Genomic DNA, 22,292 nt, shown 5'->3' with positions numbered 1-22,292 from the left:
GCTCAGTGACCACACCAACGGCTACGCTCAATGACCGAGGAGCATAGGGAAAAAAACTTGTACAAGAACTCTCCCCTGCTCCCCTCCTCCCCTGCACAAGGTTTTGAGAGATGTGGTGAGAAATCCGGGTTATTGGGTAGGTGATGAGATGAATTGCAAGTGAGTTGACAATTATTAACCAGTCAACTTAATGATACCTTGGCTAACTAGAGATTCAAGCTGAAAATGATGCTGTGTTTGCTCTCGTAGCAACTTGAGTTGCTCGTAACTGAGAATGTGTAATCCTGGCCGGACAACATAACCTTCAATGGTATGAAGTTAACTGTTAGCAGTCATTACTTGAATGATAAAGGTTTGAGCTGTTTTCTACCCAAGGATCTAAGATGTAGCGCTTAGGATGCAACAAATGCAAGTGTTTCTGTAGTGTCTCTTGCGATACCAATCACTAGCAGGCTTAATTGATGCCACCAAGCATCTGTGCAACTCAGTTGCACTTGCACTGGCAAACTTGACTTGATTTTCAAAATTGGCGTGGTTGCAGGTAAAAAGACTATTTATCTAGCAATATGCGATGAATGGTTCCGTTATTCCCTTATATAACCTGATTTTAGTTATTTTTCTTTTGTTTGCTAATGCTTATTGACTAATAAATGATTTTAAAAAATTTACTTAAGCAATTTATATAAATAAAATTTTCATGACACGTACTTTATTCTGTGGCAGATTTATGATAGTAATTAGGCACCTAAATTTAATGCTTTTTTTAGATAACCTGGCAAAGATTGGTAATGTGTATGCCATAATGTCACGAGCTAGGGGTATATAAACTTATTGCTATACTTCAACACCTAAGTGGGGAAGGTATCAGTATTGACTACAAAAAAATATAATGCTGCTAGCTCGATCCGTCGTTCATCGATTGGATAAAAACTCATGCTATGTACCGGAATCCAATATTTGGGTCTGGATTTAATCTATAGCAGGGGTTGATTGAGTTATGGATAAGGAGGAAATTTGATGAAATTGTTAGATTTGGAAAATCCTGAGGTTAAATTAGCCTCTAAAACTGATAGTAATTTTGTGGACTTAACAGCAGCACACCCCCGACCATTGTTAAAGCGATCGCACTGGCAAACTTTAAATGGGCAGTGGAAATTCGCATTTGATGACCAAGGAAAATGCGTTGAACCCGGCGATTTTAGCCAATGGTTTCATCATATAGAAGTTCCTTATGCGCCCGAATCTACCAAAAGTGGGATTAATGATCACGGGTTTCATCCAAACTGCTGGTACGAGCGCGAATTTGAAACACCACCAGGGGACGGTAGATTAGTGTTACATTTTGGCGCTGTAGACTATCGCGCTCGTGTGTGGGTAAACGATAAATACATAGCCGAGCATGAAGGCGGACACACCTCTTTCAGTCTCGATATTACCCATGCCTTAAATGACACTGGTACAACAAAGGTAACAGTGTGGGCGCAAGACGATCCGCACGATCTCGCCAAACCTCGTGGTAAACAAGATTGGCAATTGAAACCACATAGTATTTGGTATCCTCGCACGAGCGGTATTTGGCAGACTGTCTGGCTGGAACGCGTAGGTGAGACTTATATCGGTAATCTTCGTTGGATTCCCGACTGCGAACGCTGGGAAATTGGGTTTGAAGTTGGGCTGGCTGGTAATTTACCGACTTCGGGTGTACAAATTAAAATTAAACTCCGCGCTGGCGATCGCGTGTTAGCAAGCGATAGTTATGAAGTATTCAATGGGGAAATTTGCCGTCGCATTGTTCTGAGCGATCCGGGTATTGACGACTGCCGTAATGAATTACTGTGGAGTCCAGAAAAGCCGACGCTGATAGATGCCCAAATTCAGCTATGGGATAAAGATCGTCTTTTAGATGAAGTGGAATCTTATACAGCGATGCGGACTGTCAGCATTCAACGCGATCGCTTTATGCTCAACGGTCGCCCCTACTATCTCCGGCTAGTTCTCGACCAAGGCTATTGGCCTGAGACATTAATGACTCCACCCAATGACGAAGCATTACGACGTGATGTAGAACTCGTCAAAGCTATGGGTTTTAACGGAGTACGCAAACACCAAAAAATTGAAGACCCCCGCTTTTTATATTGGGCAGACGTTTTAGGGTTGTTAGTATGGGAGGAGATGCCCAGTGCTTACCGCTTTACGCCGAAAGCCGTGGAACGGATGACGCGTGAGTGGACAGAAATCATCAAGCGAGATGTTAGCCATCCTTGTATTGTGGCGTGGGTGCCGTTTAATGAATCTTGGGGTGTGCCAAATTTGACTGAGACGGCGGCTCATCGTAACTACGTTTTGGCAATGTATCATTTGACCAAGACTCTCGATCCGACTCGCCCAGTAATTGGTAACGATGGTTGGGAAAGTACGGATACCGATATCCTCGCTATTCACGACTATGACCGCCACCCTGAGCGATTAGCCCATCGCTACAGACCGGATATTCAGATATCGGATTTATTTGAGCGTAGCCGCCCTGGAGGACGTATCCTCACCTTAGATAACTATCCCCACCAGGGACAACCAGTAATGTTGACCGAGTTTGGTGGTATTGCTTATGCCCCTCTCGATCAACCTCATGCAGATCAAGCTTGGGGGTATGAAAACTGCTCGAATATCTCCGAATTAGAAATGAAATACGCGGCTCTCTTGGAAACAGTTAATAACATTGAGCTATTTAGCGGATTCTGTTACACACAATTAACTGATACCTTCCAAGAAGCTAACGGTTTATTGTACGGCGATCGCACGCCGAAATTTCCCATTGAGGCAATCCGCGCAGCAACCCTCTCAGGACAAGGTTTATGTACTCCCACAAGCTGTTAAAGCCCGACGGACGCAAACTAAAGTTATACAGTCGCTACCCAATTACTAGTCAGTTAGAAGCTACTAGCCCTAGTAATGAGCCAGTGCAAGCTAATCCCCACCTGCGCTGGCACCCCTTGCGGGGGGAATGGGTAGCTTATGCCAGTCACCGTCAAGGGCGGACATTCATGCCGCCCCCAGAATATAATCCCCTCGCACCTACCACCAACCCTGAGTTTCCAACGGAACTACCCCAAGGTAAGTATGACGTGGCAGTGTTCGATAACCGCTTTCCTTCAATGAGTCTGACAGCCAACAATCCACCTGATATAATCGTGGAAACGTTACCAGCTAGTGGAGCCTGTGAGGTAGTGGTTTTTACTCAAGATGCCCGCGCCTCTCTGAGTTCCTTACAGTTGGATCATCTAGATTTGCTGTTAGAAGTGTGGGGCGATCGCACCCGCGAACTAGGATTAAATCCTGAAATTCAGTATGTGCTGCCCTTTGAAAATAAAGGGGTAGAGGTGGGTGTAACATTGCACCATCCCCACGGGCAAATTTACGCCTATCCTTTTATACCGCCTGTTCCAGCGCGAATGCTGGCAATGCAGCAGGAGTATTATAAAGAACATCAACGGGGTTTACTGCAAGACTTGATTCAAAAGGAGATTGCAGACAATCAACGGATTATTTATCAAGATGAGTATGCGATCGCATTTGTCCCAGTCTGCGCTCGTTACCCCTATGAAGTCTGGATTGCACCAAAAGAGCCAGTTGGTACTTTTACGGAACTTACCCCAGAACAACGTTGGGGACTTGCCAAAGCGTTAAAAACTGTCACTCTCAAGTATGACGGTTTGTGGAATCGCCCATTTCCTTACTTGATGGCTTGGTTCCAAGCACCAACTGACGGTTTAGCGCATCCTGAAGCGCATTTACACGCCGAGTTTTTTCCACCATATCGGACAAGCGAAAGGCTGAAATATCTGGCGGGAACCGAACTCGCAGCCGGAATGTTTGCCAATGATGCTTTGCCAGAGGAGAAAGCGAAAGAGTTACAGGCTGTGGCTGTAGATATTGAAATGCTGATTTCCACATAAAGGAAAGATATACAAGTAAAACAAGGCGCATCTGTCATAAGATGCGCTTATTGTTCATAAAAATAATCTATGATATAAGGCTTGAGATAAAATAGTCTTATGAGCAATTTAGAAAGTATTACAATTCATCAATTTAGAGGACTTCGAGATTTAGAACTAAAGGATCTCGGACGTATTAACCTACTTGTTGGTATTAATAACTCAGGTAAAACCAGTGTTTTGGAAGCATTATCTATTTACTGTCATCCATTAGATATTAGAGCATGGCTGAGTACAGCACGTCAAAGAGAGCAGGATATTAGAGCGCGCACTCCGCTTATTGATGCACTAAGATGGTTATTTACAAATCATACTTCGTTTGCTGTAGAACCTTATAAACCAATTATTCTTATTTCTAGCACTGGTTTATTTCCTGTCAAGAATTTGATAGCAAGTTATGAAGAAATGGAGGGAATACGTTTATCTGAAGGAAACAATACAAGAAATATTAGTGGTACAAATGATGAAGAGATTGGTAACGATAATGAGCAAGAAATTGAAACTGAAGACAGCCCAGGAGTTCGGAAGGGAATTGATTTAAAAATAGAGATATTAAAAAATGATCATCTGTTAACTTTACTTGGTGAATCACCTACTTTTGTTGAATATTTTTCACTATGGGAGGATGAACCTTTATATAGACTCTCAGGAACCAGAGAGCCTAGTTTGAATACTGCCACAGTTACACCATCATCTCATCGTTCAGCAATTGGTCAATTTCGATTACTTTCAGAAGCTAGGTTTCAAAATTTTAAATCTGATGTTGTAAAATTATTACAACAGATGGATACAAACATTTCCGATATCGAAATTTTACTATCTCCAGAATCTATTAGTTCTCAATTTAATATTTATATTCAACATGAAAAACTAGGACTTGCACCGATTAGCACTTTTGGAGATGGTATTCGTCGTTTATTGCATATAGCTCTGAAACTTGCCAGCGTAAAAGGTGGTATTCTTTTGATTGATGAATTAGAATCAACAATTCATACGGAAGCCTTACAAAGTTCTTTTCAGTGGCTGGTTAAATGGTGTACAGAAATGGATGTTCAATTATTTGCAACTACCCATAGTCTTGAAGCTGTTGATGCTTTATTAGAAGTAACCGAATCTGATTCAGATTTAGTGCTTTATCGGTTAGAACCAAAGGAAGAAAAAACAAGAGTAATCAGACATGATGGACATAGATTAAGACGGTTAAGAGAAGAATTAGGTCAGGAGGTGCGTTGGTGAGTAGGGAATATGTTTTAATTGGTGTTGAGGGAAATCATGATCAAGCTTTTATATCTAAAATTTTATGTAAATTATTGGGCTTTTCTAAATTTGACGGTAATGTATCTGAATTAAATGGAATTTGGCGCAAGTTCATTCCTGTATATCCTCCAAAAACAGGAAAATTATATTTAAGATTAGATATGCCAACAATATTATATAATGACCGAATATCCTTGGCTATATATGCAGGTGAAGGAAGTAATTTAATTACTAATTTGAAAGATAAATTATCTGATATTGATTGTTCTAGTCTTTTTGCTTTTGCGATTGTAGCTGATGCTGATAAAGATAGACCTGATCAAGTTGCAGAAGAATATTATCAAGGCTTTAAAGAATATTTTCCTGATTTTCCCACCACAGTTAGTCAAAGTGGTAATGTAATAGCAGGATCACCAAGATTGGGAATTTACATATTACCAGATAATTCTCAACAAGGTGTGTTAGATACTTTGATTTGTGATTGTGGAGATTTGGTTTATCCTGAATATATGCAAAGAGCAAGAGAGTATATAAATAAATTTTCTGAAGAAGAAATAAAAAGCCTTTAAAGTGGAAACCGTTTGATCAAGAAAAGGCTATAATTGCCACGGTTGTAAGTGTTTTGAAACCAGGTAAGACTAATCAAACAAGTATTAGTGATAATCATTGGATTGGTGCTGAAACATCGGAAATTCCAGTAATTCAAAACTTAACTACATTTTTCAGAGGTTTGTTAAATTTATAACCTATATTCCGCAGATATTAAAGCAGGAGTAATCCAGCAGTAATTGCGATCGCTAGTGTACCATTTGGAATACCAACCTCAGACAGACGCAGACAGACCTAGATAAATTTGATAATTATCTGTATCTATCTGTGTTTTTCCTATGAACGAAGAAGTCTCCAAGAAGCTAGAGTTAATCAGGCAAACCTTGCGTGAATCTGAAGTGCAAGGCTTGCGTTTGCGTGGTACAGACTGGTTTGCTTGGGCAACGGCTGGTGCTTCTAATACCGTGCTGCTGACTGCTGAAACTGGCGTAGCAGAAGTATTAATAACTACTGACGAGGCTTGGGTATTGACGGATGAAATTGAAGCGCAGCGTCTTAAGGATGAAGAACTGCCAGCTAATTTTAAGGTATATGTCAACCCTTGGGCTGATTATGCTGCCCGTGAGGCTTTCGTTCGTGATGTAACTGGCGGCGGAAAAACAGTTAGCGATCGCCCCATCTCCAATTTAGAAAAACCGTTACCCCCAACTCTGCAAAATTATAAACGGGTAATGATGTCAAGTGAATTAGAGCGATATCGTCAAGTCGGGCAAAAAGCGAGCCTTGCAATGACAGAGGTACTCAAAGCCGCCAAGCCAAGTTGGACAGAATATCAATTAGCGGGTGCGGGTGCAGAGGCTTTATGGGCGCAAGGGTTACATCCAGCGCTGACACTGGTAGCGGGTGAGAGGCGTTTACCGCTATACCGTCATGCAACAGCCACCGCAGAACAGATTGGACAGCAAGCGATGCTGGTGTTTTGCGCGAGAGGTTACGGTTTGTATGCAAATCTGACTCGATTTGTTTGTTTTGGTAAGCTTTCAGACGAACGAGCCGAATTACATTCCCATGTGCGTGAAATAGAAGCAGTAGTTTTGAATTTGTGCCAACCCGGAACCAGTCTCGATGCAGTTTATCACGCCCTAGCTCAGGCTTATGAGCAGCATGGATTTCCCAATGCCATCCGCGAACATCACCAAGGAGGAACCACTGGATATCTAGCGCGAGAAATCGTCGCCAATCCAACTACTACTGATACTTTGACAGAAGGTATTGCTGTTGCTTGGAACCCTAGTTTAGCAGGGGCAAAGATTGAAGATACTTTTGTGATTCTCAAGGATGGAAAGTTGGAAAATTTAACTTTCGATCCAAATTTTCCTAATGTTGAGGTAGAAGGAAGGTTACGCCCTGTACCTTTGTACAATTAAAAATTATGGACTTTCAACAAGTATTTGGTAAACCACCTGAAACTGAAGCCAGTGCGCCAGGAAGAGTAAATTTACTAGGCGAACATACCGACTATAACGATGGCTTCGTTCTGCCAACTGCGATTCCTCAATCTACGACGGTAGAGCTAGGTTTGAGTAGCGATGGTCATCATCACTTTTACTCGGAAAATCTCAACGAGCAAGTGAGCATTTTAGATATAAACCATTCCCCGTCTGGATTTGCCAGTTATATTTTTGGCTGTATTGAGGTTTTGCAAAAAGCAGGACACAAAATACCATCGCTTTCTGTGTACGTCAAATCATCGGTTCCGATGGGTTCGGGTTTGTCTAGTAGCGCGGCTTTAGAAGTGGCAACACTGCGGGGATTACGCCAACTTCTGAAGCTTCCCATTGATGACGTTGAAATCGCCCAATTTGCCCAGCAAGCAGAAATTCATTATGCTGGCGTGCAGTGCGGCATCATGGATCAGATGGCTTCTAGTTTGGCTGATACTGAACATATCTTGTTTTTAGATACTCGGACTTTAGAACGCCGGGTGATGCCTTTGCCTGACAACGCGGAGATTTTGGTTATTGATAGCGGTGTACCCCGCACCCTTGCCACTAGCGGTTATAACCAGCGTCGGGCTGAGTGTGAAGAGGCGGCGCGATCGCTAGGAGTTAAGGCACTACGAGATATTACTGACGTTGAGGTAACAGAAAAATTACCCGAACCTCTACGGCGGCGTGCCCGTCATGTGGTTACAGAAGATAACCGCGTCTTGGAAGTATTGCAGGGAGTAACATCTGAGCACTTTGGCGAATTGATGAACGCATCCCACGCCAGTTTGAGAGATGATTACGAAGTGTCCGTACCTGCACTGGATACATTAGTAGAGATTTTGCAGAAAACAGAAGGAGTGTTTGGTGCAAGACTTACAGGTGCTGGTTTTGGCGGTGCTTGTGTTGCTTTGGTTAAATCAGGCCAGAGCAAAGATATTGCAACTCATGTTCTTGAACAATACAAGCAAGCAGGTTACAGCGGGCAAATTTTGGTTCCTTCTTTGGAGTTAAGTGATGCAGCCTAAAGTTGTTTATGGAAACGCAGGCGTTGAAGGTGTAAATCGTTGGGGATGGTTCATGGGTCACTTTATCACCCCTGAAGACGATCCGCGTTCCACGGAAATGCTAGAAGTAAAATGGGCTGTTCACAAAGCAGGTGAAAGTAGAACTGAATGGGCGGTAAATAACCAAGCTGCGACGCTTTCAATTCTCATTCACGGAGAATTTCGCCTGCAATTTGAAGATAGAGAAATTTTATTATCTCGTGAAGGTGATTATGTTCTTTGGTGTGCGGGTGTGTCCCATTGGTGGGTTGCTGAGTCCGATTGCACTATTTTGACTGTCAGATGGCCTTCAAAGCCAGGGGATAGTGTTGAATTGGCTGGAGTGGCAAAGACTTATTTTGCTAAGTAATTGAGCATAATTAATTTTAATTAGGTTCGATGCTCACTTCATTTGTCAGGATTACTTTGCTTCTCAACATCAGATTTAAGATACAAAGTCAGAGACTTAAGTAGGTTGGCTTAAATAATTATCGTTGCGATCGGGCAAAGCATAAGGAAAAAGGGTTTGAGCCTTGTTTACTTTTCTTTACACAGTTTGCTTTTATTGTGCCGACTTACTTATCATTTTCAAAAATCTTTGATATCTACCCTACAAACTTAATTATCTCTATCTTTGGTATTTTTTTTAATCCGTCGAACTCACATAGTATTAATCTAAAGATTTTTTGAAGATGAGTTTGTTTCACGTAAAGCCGTGATTTTCATGAAAGATGCATCTAATGCGATCGACAAAATATCTAGACATATAGAAAGTTTATTGCGGATTTCAAGTTAGTAAAGTACATAAGCTAAGTCTCAAAGCCAGGTATAAAACCTGTTTGATATCATGTCATGTCCGCCAAATTACCCATAAGGAAAGAACCCCACCCCGCCAAAGCTGTGCTTTGTCTCCCCTCCCCGCCTGCGGGGCTACGGTGTACACACAAGTCGAATTACCCCCCTTAATCCCCCCGATGCATTGGGGGGAAACAAGAGAATCTTGTCGTTCCCTGCCCTTTCCAAGGGGGGAAACAAGAGAATCTCGTTCCCTCCCCAATACATACGGGGAGGGTTAGGGTGGGGTAATTCGAGGACTGGTAGTGATTCGATAACTTGTGTGTACACCGTAGGCCTGCGGGGAGGGTTGGGGGTGGGGTGATTCCGGTTTAATAAGTAATCAAGCGGACATAATATTACTTCTGAATTCTGAATTATGCTGTATTGCAGCAAAGCTGGAGGCTTTCTTAATCCCTTGAATTTAGACGCAAAAATTATACAGTGTATAAATTTAACTAATCAGTATTTTGTTTCATGCCAAAACGTGATTATCTACTTAAATACTTAAGCCTATTACTTGCAAATCCAGTATTAGTTATCGTACTAATGCTCACAGCATTGACGAGTGGTTGTCAAAAAAACGATCCGGCAGCTAATGCTCAAACCCCGCCAGCATTGCCAGTAAAACTTCAGACAATTGACGCAGGCACAATTGAAGAAAGTTCCGAGTTTGTCGGGTCGTTGGAGGCGCAGCAAAAAGTCATATTACAGCCCCAAACTCAGGGTCGAATCGAATCAATTCTCGTGTCGAGTGGTCAGCGAGTGCAGCAGGGTACGCCGATCGCATCTTTAAGTTTAGATCAGGCTCAGGCCAATGTCGCCAGTTCGATCGCGGCTGCTAATTCGGTGCAAGCAGCATTGGCTACTGCTCAAGCAGAGCAACAACAAGCCGAAGCCCAACGCACCAAAGCGGCTGCAAATGTTCAACTGCAACGGACACAGTTCAATCGTAGCCAACAGTTGGTCAACGAAGGAGCCATAGCAAGACAAGAGTTAGACATTGGTAGAAATAATTTACAAACTGCTCAAGCAGACCTGCAAACTTCCGAAAAGCAAGTCGCAGCAGCTAGGGCAGCCGTCCGCCAAGCACAGGCAAATATCCGCCAAGCTCAAGCAAGCACGGCTGCGGCGCGAGTCAGCCTCAATTTCAAGCAAGTGGTAGCACCCATTACTGGTGTTGTTGGTGAATTTCCGGTCAAGGTTGGAGATTATGTCAACATCGGACAAACAATCACCACACTCACACAAAACGATTCACTGGATCTTAATCTTTCTATACCCTCAAATCGATTGCGCCAATTACAAACGAACTTACCCGTGCAGTTAATCGATCCCACCACCCAGCAAGTGATTGGTACAGGTGCGATTAGCTACATTTCTCCAAATGTAAGTTCTAACCAACAGTCAGTTTTGAGCAAAGCCCGCTTTCGGAATTCACAAGGGCGATTGCGCGATGGACAATATGTTAGAGCTCGCGTGATTTGGAATCGACAACCAGGTATCTTGATTCCCACCGTTGCAATTTCTCGCATTGGTGGACAAAGTTTTGTGTTTGTCACCGAAAACAAAACCGTCAATGGAAAACAGCAGCAAGTTGTGCATCAGCGTTTAGTGCACCTGGGAGATATTCAAGGGCCCAATTATCAAGTGATCGATGGGCTTAAATCCGGCGAAACGATTGTAACTTCTGGCATTCTCAAACTTAGAGAAGGCGCACCAATCCAACCAGTGTCATAAATCCAGGATCGATAATTTATGATTTTTTCGATCGCGAATACCTTCATTAAACGCCCGGTATTAACTACCGTTTGCACTCTACTGATTCTGATTGTCGGTGGCGTATGTATTCCGTTGCTGCCGCTTAATTACTTGCCAGATATTGCGCCGATTCGCGTTCAAGTCTCAGCTTCCTATACTGGGGCGGATGTGGAAACTGTCGAAACTGCGGTGACAACTACGCTGGAGCGACAGATTAACGGTGTTGAGGGAATGCAGTACATGACCTCGAACAGTTCAGCAGGTAGTAGCCAAATTTCAGTATATTTTGGCTCACAGACAGATAAAAATATTGCTCAAGTTAACGTCCAAAATCGTCTCGCCCGTGCTACACCTCGCCTACCAACAACGGTGCAACAATTCGGTGTGACAGCACAAACATCTTCTACAAGTATTTTGTTAGTGTATGCTCTTTATCCCGAAAATAATGAGTATGACGCGCTGTTTATTAGTAACTATATCGATCTGAATTTGCGAGACCAACTGCTGAGAACGCCGGGAGTTGGGGATTTAACAATTTTTGGTGAAAAGCAATATGCAATGAGGTTGTGGCTCGATCCGAATGCACTAGCAAGTCGAGGCTTAACTGTGGCAGATGTCTCTACGGCATTGCGATCGCAAAACATTCTCGCCGGAGCAGGAACGTTAGGTCAATCGCCTATCCCTCCAGGTCAAAGTTATGAAATTCCGTTGCGAGTCAATGGTCAATTTAAAAATGCGTCAGAGTTTGAAAATCTAGTTATTCAAGCCGGAAGTAATGGCAATTTAATTAAACTCCAAGATGTGGGTCGTGCAGAACTTGGCTCGGAGACTTACAGCAGCAATGCCAGAAATAATGGTAAGCCGTCGATTGGGATAGCAATTTATCAGTTACCTGGTAGTAACGCCCTGGATGTGGCGAAAAATGTTCAGGCTCAGATGAATGAGTTGATGAAAGACTTTCCACCAGGCTTAAAAGCCCAGATTGTCTACGATACCGTGGGATTTGTGCAAGCGTCACTCGAAGAAGTATTGAAAACACTAGTTGAAGCGATCGCTCTTGTCGTACTGGTGATTTTTCTGTTTCTGCAAAACTGGCGAGCCACAATTATTCCCCTGGTTTCCATTCCTGTTTCACTGATTGGGGCGTTAGCATTCGCTTATATATTTAAATTTTCGTTGAATAATTTGACGTTATTCGGCTTAATTTTGGCAACAGGATTAGTTGTAGATGATGCGATTATCGTTGTTGAAGCGATCGCCCGCAAAGTTGAACAGGGAATGCGACCACTGCAAGCATCAATCGAGGCAATGGATGAACTTACCGGAGCGGTAGTTTCAACGTCGTTGGTATTGATGGCAGTTTTTATCCCGGTGGCATTTTTCCCAGGTTCGACAGGAAAAATGTATCAACAGTTCGCGTTGATTATTGCTTTTTCAATCGCCATCTCAACGTTTAATGCTCTTTCCTTTAGTCCCAGTATATCGGCAATTTTGCTCCGCCCGCCTCGACCTGCACGCGGCCCGCTTGGCTGGTTTTTTGGCCGTTTCAATCAAATTTTACAATGGATTATTGACAAGTATTTAGCGATCGTGAATTTTCTAATTCGCGTTCGTTATGCGGTAATTGGATTATTTGTGGTTGGTTTAGCTGCAACTTATTTTATGTTTACCCATGTTCCCACCGGATTTGTTCCGAGTGAAGACCAGGGAATTGTCTTAGGTATTATTCAAGGGCCAGATGGAGTTGCCCTCAACTATACCGACCAAGTAATTACCAAACTCGAACAAATTCTCGAAAAAGAACCAGAGGTGAGTAACGTTTTCGCCACTTCGGGATTTGGCTTTGCAGGTAGTGGTTCAAATCGCGGTGTGTTCTTTGCAAAACTCAAGCCGTGGGAGGAGCGCACTCAACCCGATCAAACTGCCTCTGGAATCTTAGCCCGAATAAATAAAGAATTTGCAACGATTCCAGAAGCTATTATCACCGCAGTCAGTCCCCCACCGATTCAAGGCTTTAGTACTTTAGGGGGATTTGAGTTACAGCTAGAAGACCGTACCAACGGAAGATTAACAATCAATGATTTTTTTGCGAATGCTCAAGCGGTGCTAGCCCAAGCAAATCAAAAACCAGCGCTCAAAGGCGGCGTTTTTACACAGTTTACTGCTAGTACACCACAGTTTCAAATTGACTTCGATCGCACTCGTTTAGAAGCGCTTAACATCGATTTTCAACAAGCTGTCACCACACTTGGGGCTGCAATTGGCTCCCAGTATGTTAACGATTTTACCTTGGGACAGCGTAGCTACCGCGTATATGTTCAGGCAGATGCTAACTATCGGCGATCGCCAGATGATATTCAGCGGCTTTATGTGCGATCGGCAAATAACCAAATGGTTCCATTGAGTGAAGTTGCAAAAATCACACCTACTACAGGCCCATCTGTAATTTCCCATTACAACGGCTTCCGCGCGATCGATTTACAAGGTAGAGAAGCATCGGGCTACAGTAGTGGACAGGCAATTCAGGCAATGCAACAAGCGGTGACTGAAGCAGCAATACAGGGGGTTGGCAGTGATTGGATTGGAACCGCTCGCGAAGAATTAAGTGCAGGTAACTTGGGGATTTTGATTTTTGGCTTCGGGATCATTATGGTATTTCTAACGCTGGCTGCTCAGTATGAAAGTTATATCGATCCGGCGATTATTTTGTTAACTGTACCGTTAGCGTTGTTAGGCGCATTGAGTGCCTTATCTTTGCGCGGTTTGGTAAATGATGTCTACGCAAACGTGGCCTTAGTGATGCTGATTGGACTAGCGTCGAAGAACGCAATTTTGATCGTCGAGTTTGCCAATCAAGGTCTTGAACAAGGTATGACAATTCGACAAGCAGCCGTAACCGCAGCGCAAGAAAGATTTCGACCGATTGTAATGACTTCAAGCGCCTCCTTGCTGGGATTTTTCCCCCTGGTAATTGCCACCGGAGCCGGTTCTGCCTCACGCTGGTCGTTAGGAACAGCTTTGTTTGGCGGGTTACTCGTAGCAACGATTTTGAGTTTGCTGATTGTTCCAGTCCTGTACGTAATCATCAAGACTTTAGAAGAACGCTTCTTGAAGAAAAAACCTGCTAAACCTTCCCAACCGCCATCCCCAGATGGAAACGAAGATGGACAATCAAGAGCGATGCCAACTCCAGTTGGAGACGCTGCGGGAACGACGAATGCTCATCAACATTCATCTGTAATTATCAAGCAGAATGCTGATGATAACAAACGTAATGATTCGAGTAAGTAAAAAAGGAAGAGGGTTAAGGCAAGAAACGCGATGAATCGCCGTCAAGACAAAAGATTGGTTATTATACCTCTTGCTTTCATTGCTTTTTGCAAGAGACTCCATGAGCTGCGCTCACAAGGAACAATGAAAATGATCTTGGAAAGATTTTGCGTTGTTTCAGCCTCTATTTTTAAGGCAGGTCTATTGTTAATACATCGGCTTGTATTGTGAATGCGGCCGCGGCCTTGTTAATGCATCGGCTTGTATTGTGAATGCGGCCGCGGCCTTGTTAATACATCGGCTTGTATTGTGAATGCGGCCGCGGCCTTGTTAATACATTGGCTTGTATTGTGAATGCGGCCGCGGCCTTGTTAATGCATCGGCTTGTATTAAAAACACCACGCTTTTACGCAAAGCTGTACTTAAAAAGCTAGTTTCATTTTTTCTCTGCTTGTATGAAACCACCCTGGACTCTCGAAGAGCGGGGAGGGTGTTGGGGGTGGGGTTCAGTACCAACTCAACCCAGAATCGGTATTATTACAAGAGGTAAAGATTAAGCTGTAACTTTGGGAACCACTGACACAATGTAGAGTATCTCCTGATAATTTAGCAAAGCTCTAAGCATGGGAGCGAAGCAAATGAACGCTAAATTAATCGTTTTTTCTGCCTTTGTGACAGCATTTGTAGGTGCAGGAATTGGCTTTATTATTGCTAATTTACTTCCTTGCCCTTACACAAGTCAAATGTATAAAGATTTAGAGCAAAAATATGCGATCGTTGGTGCAGTTGCAGGCTTGCTAATTGGTTCTAGTCAAGAAATGATTCGAGAACTCAAGCAAGAGCGGGATGCAGAAGAAGAATTGCTGCGGGATTTGAACAAAGCTATTCACTCAAGTACAGATCGAGAAAATTTATGACAATTTTTTGACAAGGACTAATAGCTATAGCAAAAATTCCGATCGCGGTTTTGGAAAACTGCGATGGCATTGCCGCCATACTCACAAGTGGTAACTCTGGAATTGGGCTAGCAGTCGCACTTACCTTCGCCCGTAAAGCTGCCGATGTGCTGATGTATGCAGGTGTGTCTATTGATGGTTTGCAGAGTCCAACTGCATTGTGACTGTGAGATGCCCTTCAAAGCCAGGCGATCGCATTGCATTGTCTGGAGTGTAAAAGAGTTTAGTTATGTTAAGTAATTCGTTATAATTAATATAAATTAATTGTTACAGAGGATTGGCATAAGCCACCAATTTTAAAAATAGTGCGCTACTATCGACAAGCAATAAAAAATCTCCTAGAGGTCTGATATTAATACGCCTCTAGTTATAAGTTGAAGAGGATAAAAAAGATGGTTCAAAGTATAGGCGGTATAGCGAAATATTCAGCTACCGACCTAGACCGATTTGCTCAAGAACTGAATCAAGATGGAATTTGTGTCATTCCTGGTGTTTTTGAGCAAAAATTAATTGACGAGTGGGCACAAGCTTTTGAAAAATTATTTCACGAGCGTCAAAATCAACCAGGTGGGTTGGCTCCTCGTGAAGTTTCCCGCTACTATCTAACCTTGCCTTGGATTTACCCATTTGCTAATGAGTTAGTTTTTGCCAATCCAGTGATTATGGGTATTTTAGATCGCGTGTTTTACCAAGAATACGTGATGGTTCAGATGGGAGTTGATGTTCCATTCCAAGGTTCAGATTATCAGGAAACCCATCGGGATTTTCGCCCATTGTTTAGCGATCGCATAGTCACACCACTTTACGCCCTTGCAGTTAACTTTCCCCTTGTGGAAGTAACCGCAGAAAACGGCCCGTTCCAAATGGCGCGTGGTACTCATGTTATACCGCGTGAAGAAGGATTAGAAAAAGTTGCCAGTGGTGAAATTCCGATGGAATCCTTTTATATGCAGCCTGGTGACGTGATGGTGCGATCGCCTTTAGCACTACATCGGGGTTCCCCAAATCGGACAAACCACCCAAGGCCGATGGTAGTCATGGGCTATGCCATGCATTGGTTGCACACACCAAAGGTAGATTTGACTCTCCCACAAGACTATTATGATAGTCTCCCAGAAAAACTAAAGCAGATGCTACGGTGTCAGCTAGTAGAAAGCTTACCTAAGAACAAAGTCGAGACTTACGTGAATTTCAAATACTAGTAGTTTTTCAAGGCAACAATGCTTGGTAAATAAGTTTGTAGTCAGGACTTTAGTCCTTGATTTAAGCGTTAAAGCCCTCACTACAAACCCGGCAAACTTAACTTGACTAACCACTAGTGGAAGAAGGATTTTTGTCATTCCATAGATAATTAAGATGCAAACCTATACTAATCCAGTCTACAAAGGTTATTTTGCCGATCCTTTTGTTTGGCAACACGAAGGCGTATATTATGCGATCGGTACTGGTGCAGCAGAAGCAGAAGGAACGGTAGATGAAATCGCGGACGCAGCAAATGTTAACTCCGATAACAAATCGCGTGTCTTTCCTCTGTTACGCTCCTTCGACTTTGTAAACTGGGATTATGTTGGTAACGCGCTACAACGGCCAGATCCCGCCCTTGGCGATAATTTTTGGGCCCCCGAAGTTGCTTACAGCGATCGCCAATTTTATCTCTACTATTCTGTAGGGCATGAAGATAAGAATCATCAGTTACGTGTAGCTACAAGCGATACTCCGTTAGGGCCATATCAAGATGTTGGTGAGCCAGTCGTAGATCCAAAGTCCTGTCCTTTTGCGATCGATCCGCACCCATTTCAGGATGACGATGGACAGTGGTATTTGTTTTACGCCCGTGACTTTCTGGATACATCGGATGGAGTGCGTGCTGGTACAGCATTAGTTGTAGACAAACTCCGAACCATGACTAAACTTGCTGGTGAAGGGAAAGTGGTTTTACGTGCGCGATCTGATTGGCAACGGTTTTTAGCTAACCGTTTGATGTATGGTGAAATTTATGATTGGCATACTTTAGAAGGCCCCTGCGTTCGTAAGCATGAAGGTAAATATTACTGCTTTTATAGTGGTGGACGCTGGGAAACTGAGAACTACGGTGTAGATTATGGCATTGCTGACAACGTGATGGGGCCTTACTCTGATGCAGGTAACGAAACTGGGCCACGGGTGCTAAAGTCTGTTCCTAATTTTGTTATCGGGCCGGGACATAATTCTATTGTTCTTGGACCAGATGGTAAGACTGAGTATGTTGTCTACCATGCTTGGACGCAAAACATGGATATGCGGCAAATCTGTTTAGATATGCTGATCTGGAAACCAGAAGGGCCATCTTGCAATGGCCCTACCTGGACACCGCAGACTATCAGCAACTATTAAAGATTTTGCGATACATTAACACCGCTCACTTTGGCTGGTATAACAACACTGTAGTAGCCAGCTGCGATCGCTGCTAATGCATTAAGCAAAACATTAGCACCGAACAATGGCATTAAGCCGAAAAATGTCTTACCCAAAGGCAACAATCCGACGATCGCCAGCAATGCATAAGAAACTGCAAAACCACGATTGAATAGACGCGCAGTGGTAGTATTGTTGTAAGAAGTAATTCCTAACAATCCTACGGCGCAACGTACAATGTTATGCAAAAAGTTGGTGGGAATTGCACCAAAGATATAACCAAAACCCGCAGAATAAGCACCAGAAGATTCATCAAGTGGAACAAAAGATTCGTTCGTTCCTGGTAATGAAACCAAAGCTGGTATGAATCCAGCTAAACCTAAAAGTAAATAACTGATTCCGATAGCCAAAGCAACGTAACGCTCGATCATTTTTGCCTGGTTAATGTTTTCCATTTTTTCTTTTGGTAAGTGCGTAGATCTTTACGAAATAGTAACAGCTAGCTGAGAAATCATGAGAATCTAATTTGTTAATAGATATAAATAGATTGCCTTTAGCTAACTGTCTAAAGCATAATATTTATAATTCAACTTTGTCTTTCATATATTTCACTCTATCAAAAGTAATGAATACTATTTCAAGCAAGGCTTATAGCTTTGAGCAAATTTCACTTCCATGCTTTTTCTTACATTCAACAAGATTTACTGATTAATTATTTGTATTCTCGTCATATCTCATTGCTTGAACCACTTCCAAAAAGGGCATTTTTTGCTCATGATTTAGCATTCTATTCTGAGAAAAATCATTGAATAGCGAATAGATATCTACCTCAGATAGCCAAATCATAGTTTCATAACCAACCCGACCCATTTCTGGCTCTAAACCCATAGGCATCTCTAGTAAATAAACCCAGTTACCTGACTAAGGTCGGTAATTTTTGATATTGCCTTCTTTGCCAATAAACTCTACCTTTTGACCGCTACTGAACTTAGGTGTTGACAAAACACTTGCATTCATTACTCGTAATTCCCTCGACTAATGGAGTGATAACTAAGCTTGTAGCTAATATGAAACTTGCAATTATCTGTCACAGGTTTCAATGTATTCTCTGTCAGGAGATTTAAGATTGAGTTTGAGTTTTTACATCTAAAGTAATAATTTTAATTAAAAAAATAAACTTACATTATTAAGAAAGGAGAAACTTCTAAATCCAGAAATGTTGTTACTTAATTTATTAATATTGACTGCCACTAAAAAGCAATACGGTTGGGTTAAGCATTTCTTTCTTCTCTTTGCGTCCTTTGCGGTTCGTTAAAAAATTGACTTTCGCAAAGAGTTTTAGCCTTAACTGAACTGTATTGCACTAAAAAGCAACATTATGACTTTTGAAGATCAATGCTTACACTTGCTGCATTACCTATTTTATTTAAGAAATATTGAGAGAAAAGCGATCGCTTCACGGATTAGCATCATTAGAAGCGATCGCTTGAGGTTTATGAATTGAATTACGAGCAATTGTACATATAGTCAAAAAGCTTTTAACCTACCCAAGGCTGAGAGAACATATATATCATCAGGGTGAAATTTATAATACTTGTTTCTAAGAAAGCAACAATAAAAGAAATTACTTCATCTACTATAGGTTCTAAAATAATTGTTACAATAATATGTATCCGAAATAACAATATTGTAAAAAAATACCTTTTTAATGCTTAAAAAATAGCCAATTGATATATAAATTTAGGACAAAATTAATCAATAACCATAGATTATTAATTTTAATACTAAAAATAATTATTTTAATAATATTGTGTACGAAAGCGAACAGACAAAAGCAACTATATATGCATAGGTTTATAAATAAAAAAATCGTTACATAAATCAATAATCAATTAATTTTCAGATGTTGATAAAAATATAGTGCTTAGGACTTAACAAAGAAAGTAACTTTATATTTATTTGGATAGATGAAAAAATTAGATATAAAACAGTATTTTATTATTTAGTGCAACGAAGTATTGAGTATACCGATTCGATATTGAAAAGCAGCAAAATATGTTGCAAGCTATTGCCTGGAAGTAAGCTTGGTGCTGCTTTACAAAGAAAAGGTATTAGCGTTTGGCTAGTCAAAATTAATAATTTAAATAATGAGACGAACTATGACAAGTGAAAAATCTCAAGTCAAAAACAACGGTGTCAGCAATGTTATTTCGCCCAAGCAGCGTAAAACAAAGCGATCGCAGTTAGCTGAAACGCAATCATCAAATATATCGCTGTTGAATTTAACTTCGTCTAATAAAAAAGTTCAATCAACAGAAACCTTTAAAGACACACCTGATATAGTTTGCTTATCTCATTTACGCTGGAATTTTGTCTATCAAAGACCACAACACTTACTAACTCGGTGCGCTCAAGGAAAGCGAGTCTTCTTTATTGAGGAGCCGATTTTTTCTCAAGAACCCTTGGGAAAATTGGACATCAACGAAGATTCTAGTGGAGTAGTTGTGGTTGTGCCACACCTACCACAAGGTTTAAGTGAAGAAGCAATCAACGCAGATTTACAAGTACTAATTAATAATTTATTTGCACAGCATAACATCAACAAATACATTTGTTGGTATTACACACCAATGGCGATCGCTTTTACCCGCCACTTGCAACCCCAAGCCGTGGTTTACGATTGCATGGATGAATTGTCTGCATTCCACGGCGCATCACCCACTTTAAAGAATTACGAAGCCGAACTATTCAGGCGTGCAGACTTAGTATTTACAGGGGGACAAAGCCTTTACGAAAGTAAAGTGAACCAGCACCCCAACGTTTATGCCTTTCCTAGCAGTGTAGATGTTCCCCATTTTGGCCAGGCAAGAAATGTTCAAGAACCAGAAGATCAAGCTCATATTCCTCATCCTCGTCTTGGTTTCTTTGGCGTAATTGATGAACGGATGGATATTGAACTGCTTGCAGGTATTGCCGAAGCACGCCCCGATTGGCATTTAGTAATTATTGGGCCAGTTGTCAAAATCGATCCAGCAAATCTGCCACAGCATGAAAATATTCATTATCTCGGTGGCAGAGACTATAAAGACTTACCTGCCTATTTAGCAGGCTGGGACTTGGCAATGTTGCCGTTTGCGCGTAACGAGTCAACACGCTTCATTAGCCCGACCAAAACTCCAGAATATCTTGCCGCAGGTAGACCTGTAGTATCTACCTCAATTCGAGATGTAGTGCGTCCTTACGGAGAATCGAAGCTGGTACGAATTGCAGATACAGTTTCTGAGTTTGTTACCGCCGCAGAACTTGCAATGCAAGAGGATACCCCAGCCTCAGAATGGTTGAGTCGAGTAGATGTCTTTTTAGAAAAGATTTCTTGGGATCGCACTTGGGCATCAATGATGAAGTTGATTGACTCTGCGATCGCGGCCCGTGATGGTGAAGACAAAGCTAACTCCACAGGTGCGGCTGGTAAACAAGCACCAAATATCATTACCAGAGATTTTGTCTTCGATTACTTGGTTGTCGGCGCTGGTTTTTCTGGTAGCGTCATTGCAGAACGTTTGGCAACTCAGTCTGGTAAAAAGGTGCTGGTTGTAGACAAGCGTAACCACATCGGTGGCAATGCCTACGATCATTACAACGATGATGGCATTCTTGTACACAAATACGGCCCCCACATCTTTCACACCAACTCCCGCGAAGTCTTTGAATACCTCTCACGCTTTACTCAGTGGCGGTCTTACGAACATCGTGTCCTTGCCAGTGTAGACGGGCAACTTGTTCCAATTCCGATCAACCTCGACACCATCAACAAGCTGTATGGCATGAATCTCAATTCATTTGAGGTGGAAGAGTTTTATAAATCGCTTGCTGAACCCGTAGAATACATCCGCACTAGTGAAGATGTGGTGGTAAGCAAAGTTGGTCGAGTACTGTATGAAAAGTTTTTCCGTAATTATACCCGTAAGCAATGGGGACTCGACCCTTCGGAACTTGACAAATCAGTAATTGCCAGAATTCCGACTCGTACCAATCGTGACGATCGCTATTTTACCGATAGTTACCAGGCAATGCCACTGCACGGCTTTACCCGGATGTTCGAGAATATGCTCAATCACCCGAACATCAAGGTAATGCTCAACACTGATTATCAAGAAATTCAAAAAGCTATACCTTGCCGCGAGATGGTTTACTCCGGGCCGGTTGACGAATACTTTGATTATCGCTACGGCAAACTACCCTATCGCTCGCTTGATTTCAAGCATGAGACGCACAACACGAATGTGTTTCAATCAGCGCCAGTAATTAACTATCCCAATGAACAGCTTTATACTCGTGTGACAGAGTTTAAATACTTGACTGGTCAGGAACATTCAAAAACTAGCATTGTTTACGAGTTTCCTCAAGCTGAGGGAGACCCTTATTATCCTGTACCGCGTCCTGAGAATCAGGAAATTTACAAGAAATACAAGGTGCTGGCAGATGAAACTCCAGGGATCTATTTTGTAGGACGATTAGCGACCTACAAGTACTACAACATGGATCAATGTGTTGCTCAAGCTCTGTCTGTGTACAAGCAAATTGGGGTTAAGGCTTAAATAATTCGTAATTCACGCCTGTGCAACTTTCTTTCAAACCTAACCCCCAGCCCCTTCCCTACAAGGGAAGGGGAGCAAGAATCAAAGGTTTTGTATATGTAAGTCGAATTACCCCCCTTAATCCCCCCTTATAAAGGGGGGAAATAAG

17 protein-coding genes are annotated in these 22,292 nt (G+C 42.2%); 15 read left to right on the top strand and 2 right to left on the bottom strand.

The window, feature by feature from the left end; translation table 11 throughout:
• Nucleotides 1–1,017 precede the first annotated feature (1,017 nt).
• The 13 genes from RMY16_RS10075 (at nucleotide 1,018) to RMY16_RS10010 (ending at nucleotide 17,525) form a co-directional block, all read left to right on the top strand.
• Complete coding sequence (locus RMY16_RS10075) at nucleotides 1,018–2,874, top strand: glycoside hydrolase family 2 protein (protein WP_322736237.1); 1,857 nt, start codon at nucleotides 1,018–1,020, stop codon at nucleotides 2,872–2,874.
• Complete coding sequence (galT, locus tag RMY16_RS10070) at nucleotides 2,853–3,953, top strand: galactose-1-phosphate uridylyltransferase (protein ID WP_322736236.1); 1,101 nt, start codon at nucleotides 2,853–2,855, stop codon at nucleotides 3,951–3,953. Before RMY16_RS10075 ends, galT begins: the two co-directional genes overlap by 22 nt.
• A 99-nt stretch (nucleotides 3,954–4,052) precedes the next feature.
• Nucleotides 4,053–5,228 (top strand): AAA family ATPase, encoded by a 1,176-nt coding sequence (locus tag RMY16_RS10065; RefSeq protein WP_322736235.1) that lies wholly within the window; start codon nucleotides 4,053–4,055, stop codon nucleotides 5,226–5,228.
• Entirely contained in the window at nucleotides 5,225–5,818 is a 594-nt protein-coding gene (locus RMY16_RS10060) for a DUF3226 domain-containing protein (RefSeq protein ID WP_322736234.1), read from the top strand. The genes RMY16_RS10065 and RMY16_RS10060 overlap by 4 nt, the downstream gene beginning before the upstream one ends.
• Before the next feature lie 318 nt (nucleotides 5,819–6,136).
• Nucleotides 6,137–7,225, top strand: coding sequence for a M24 family metallopeptidase (locus RMY16_RS10050; RefSeq protein WP_322736233.1), 1,089 nt, complete (start codon nucleotides 6,137–6,139; stop codon nucleotides 7,223–7,225).
• Between the two features lie 5 nt (nucleotides 7,226–7,230).
• Nucleotides 7,231–8,313, top strand: a complete 1,083-nt coding sequence (gene galK, locus RMY16_RS10045; RefSeq protein ID WP_322736232.1) for a galactokinase — start codon at nucleotides 7,231–7,233, stop codon at nucleotides 8,311–8,313.
• Nucleotides 8,303–8,701 (top strand): signal peptidase I, encoded by a 399-nt coding sequence (locus RMY16_RS10040; protein WP_322736231.1) that lies wholly within the window; start codon nucleotides 8,303–8,305, stop codon nucleotides 8,699–8,701. The genes galK and RMY16_RS10040 overlap by 11 nt, the downstream gene beginning before the upstream one ends.
• A gap of 941 nt (nucleotides 8,702–9,642) precedes the next feature.
• Nucleotides 9,643–10,905 carry an efflux RND transporter periplasmic adaptor subunit gene (locus RMY16_RS10035; protein WP_322736230.1) on the top strand — a complete coding sequence of 421 codons (1,263 nt, stop codon included), beginning with the start codon at nucleotides 9,643–9,645 and terminating at the stop codon, nucleotides 10,903–10,905.
• Between the two features lie 18 nt (nucleotides 10,906–10,923).
• On the top strand, nucleotides 10,924–14,217 hold the full coding sequence (locus RMY16_RS10030) for an efflux RND transporter permease subunit (RefSeq protein ID WP_322736229.1): 3,294 nt from the start codon (nucleotides 10,924–10,926) through the stop codon (nucleotides 14,215–14,217).
• Between the two features lie 617 nt (nucleotides 14,218–14,834).
• The gene (locus RMY16_RS10025; RefSeq protein ID WP_322673029.1) at nucleotides 14,835–15,113 is read left to right on the top strand and encodes a hypothetical protein; all 279 of its coding nucleotides are present in this window, start codon (nucleotides 14,835–14,837) and stop codon (nucleotides 15,111–15,113) included.
• Nucleotides 15,114–15,163: 50 nt separating this feature from the next.
• Nucleotides 15,164–15,316: a hypothetical protein gene (locus RMY16_RS10020; RefSeq protein WP_322736228.1), complete on the top strand. Its 153-nt coding sequence runs from the start codon at nucleotides 15,164–15,166 to the stop codon at nucleotides 15,314–15,316.
• 228 nt (nucleotides 15,317–15,544) lie between these two features.
• Complete coding sequence (locus tag RMY16_RS10015) at nucleotides 15,545–16,354, top strand: phytanoyl-CoA dioxygenase family protein (RefSeq protein WP_322736227.1); 810 nt, start codon at nucleotides 15,545–15,547, stop codon at nucleotides 16,352–16,354.
• Nucleotides 16,355–16,508: 154 nt separating this feature from the next.
• Nucleotides 16,509–17,525: a glycoside hydrolase family 43 protein gene (locus RMY16_RS10010; protein ID WP_322736226.1), complete on the top strand. Its 1,017-nt coding sequence runs from the start codon at nucleotides 16,509–16,511 to the stop codon at nucleotides 17,523–17,525.
• Here the strand turns inward: RMY16_RS10010 and RMY16_RS10005 are convergent.
• Both RMY16_RS10005 and RMY16_RS10000 read right to left on the bottom strand, forming a co-directional pair.
• Complete coding sequence (locus RMY16_RS10005) at nucleotides 17,522–18,001, bottom strand: DUF4383 domain-containing protein (protein ID WP_322736225.1); 480 nt, start codon at nucleotides 17,999–18,001, stop codon at nucleotides 17,522–17,524. The genes RMY16_RS10010 and RMY16_RS10005 overlap by 4 nt on opposite strands.
• Nucleotides 18,002–18,254: 253 nt before the next feature.
• The gene (locus RMY16_RS10000) at nucleotides 18,255–18,434 is read right to left on the bottom strand and encodes a hypothetical protein (protein ID WP_322736224.1); all 180 of its coding nucleotides are present in this window, start codon (nucleotides 18,432–18,434) and stop codon (nucleotides 18,255–18,257) included.
• A 490-nt stretch (nucleotides 18,435–18,924) separates the two neighbouring features.
• On the opposite strand from RMY16_RS10000, the gene RMY16_RS09995 reads away from it, so the two are divergent.
• Both RMY16_RS09995 and glf read left to right on the top strand, forming a co-directional pair.
• Nucleotides 18,925–19,050 (top strand): hypothetical protein, encoded by a 126-nt coding sequence (locus RMY16_RS09995; RefSeq protein WP_322660966.1) that lies wholly within the window; start codon nucleotides 18,925–18,927, stop codon nucleotides 19,048–19,050.
• A 655-nt stretch (nucleotides 19,051–19,705) separates the two neighbouring features.
• The gene (gene glf / locus RMY16_RS09990) at nucleotides 19,706–22,144 is read left to right on the top strand and encodes a UDP-galactopyranose mutase (RefSeq protein WP_322736223.1); all 2,439 of its coding nucleotides are present in this window, start codon (nucleotides 19,706–19,708) and stop codon (nucleotides 22,142–22,144) included.
• Nucleotides 22,145–22,292 lie beyond the last annotated feature (148 nt).

It is taken from the genome of Nostoc sp. DedQUE12b, from assembly GCF_034530835.1.
Lineage (GTDB): Bacteria > Cyanobacteriota > Cyanobacteriia > Cyanobacteriales > Nostocaceae > Nostoc.
The sequence above is the reverse complement of the archived record's forward strand: the minus strand, read 5'-3'. Positions and strand labels throughout refer to the sequence as shown.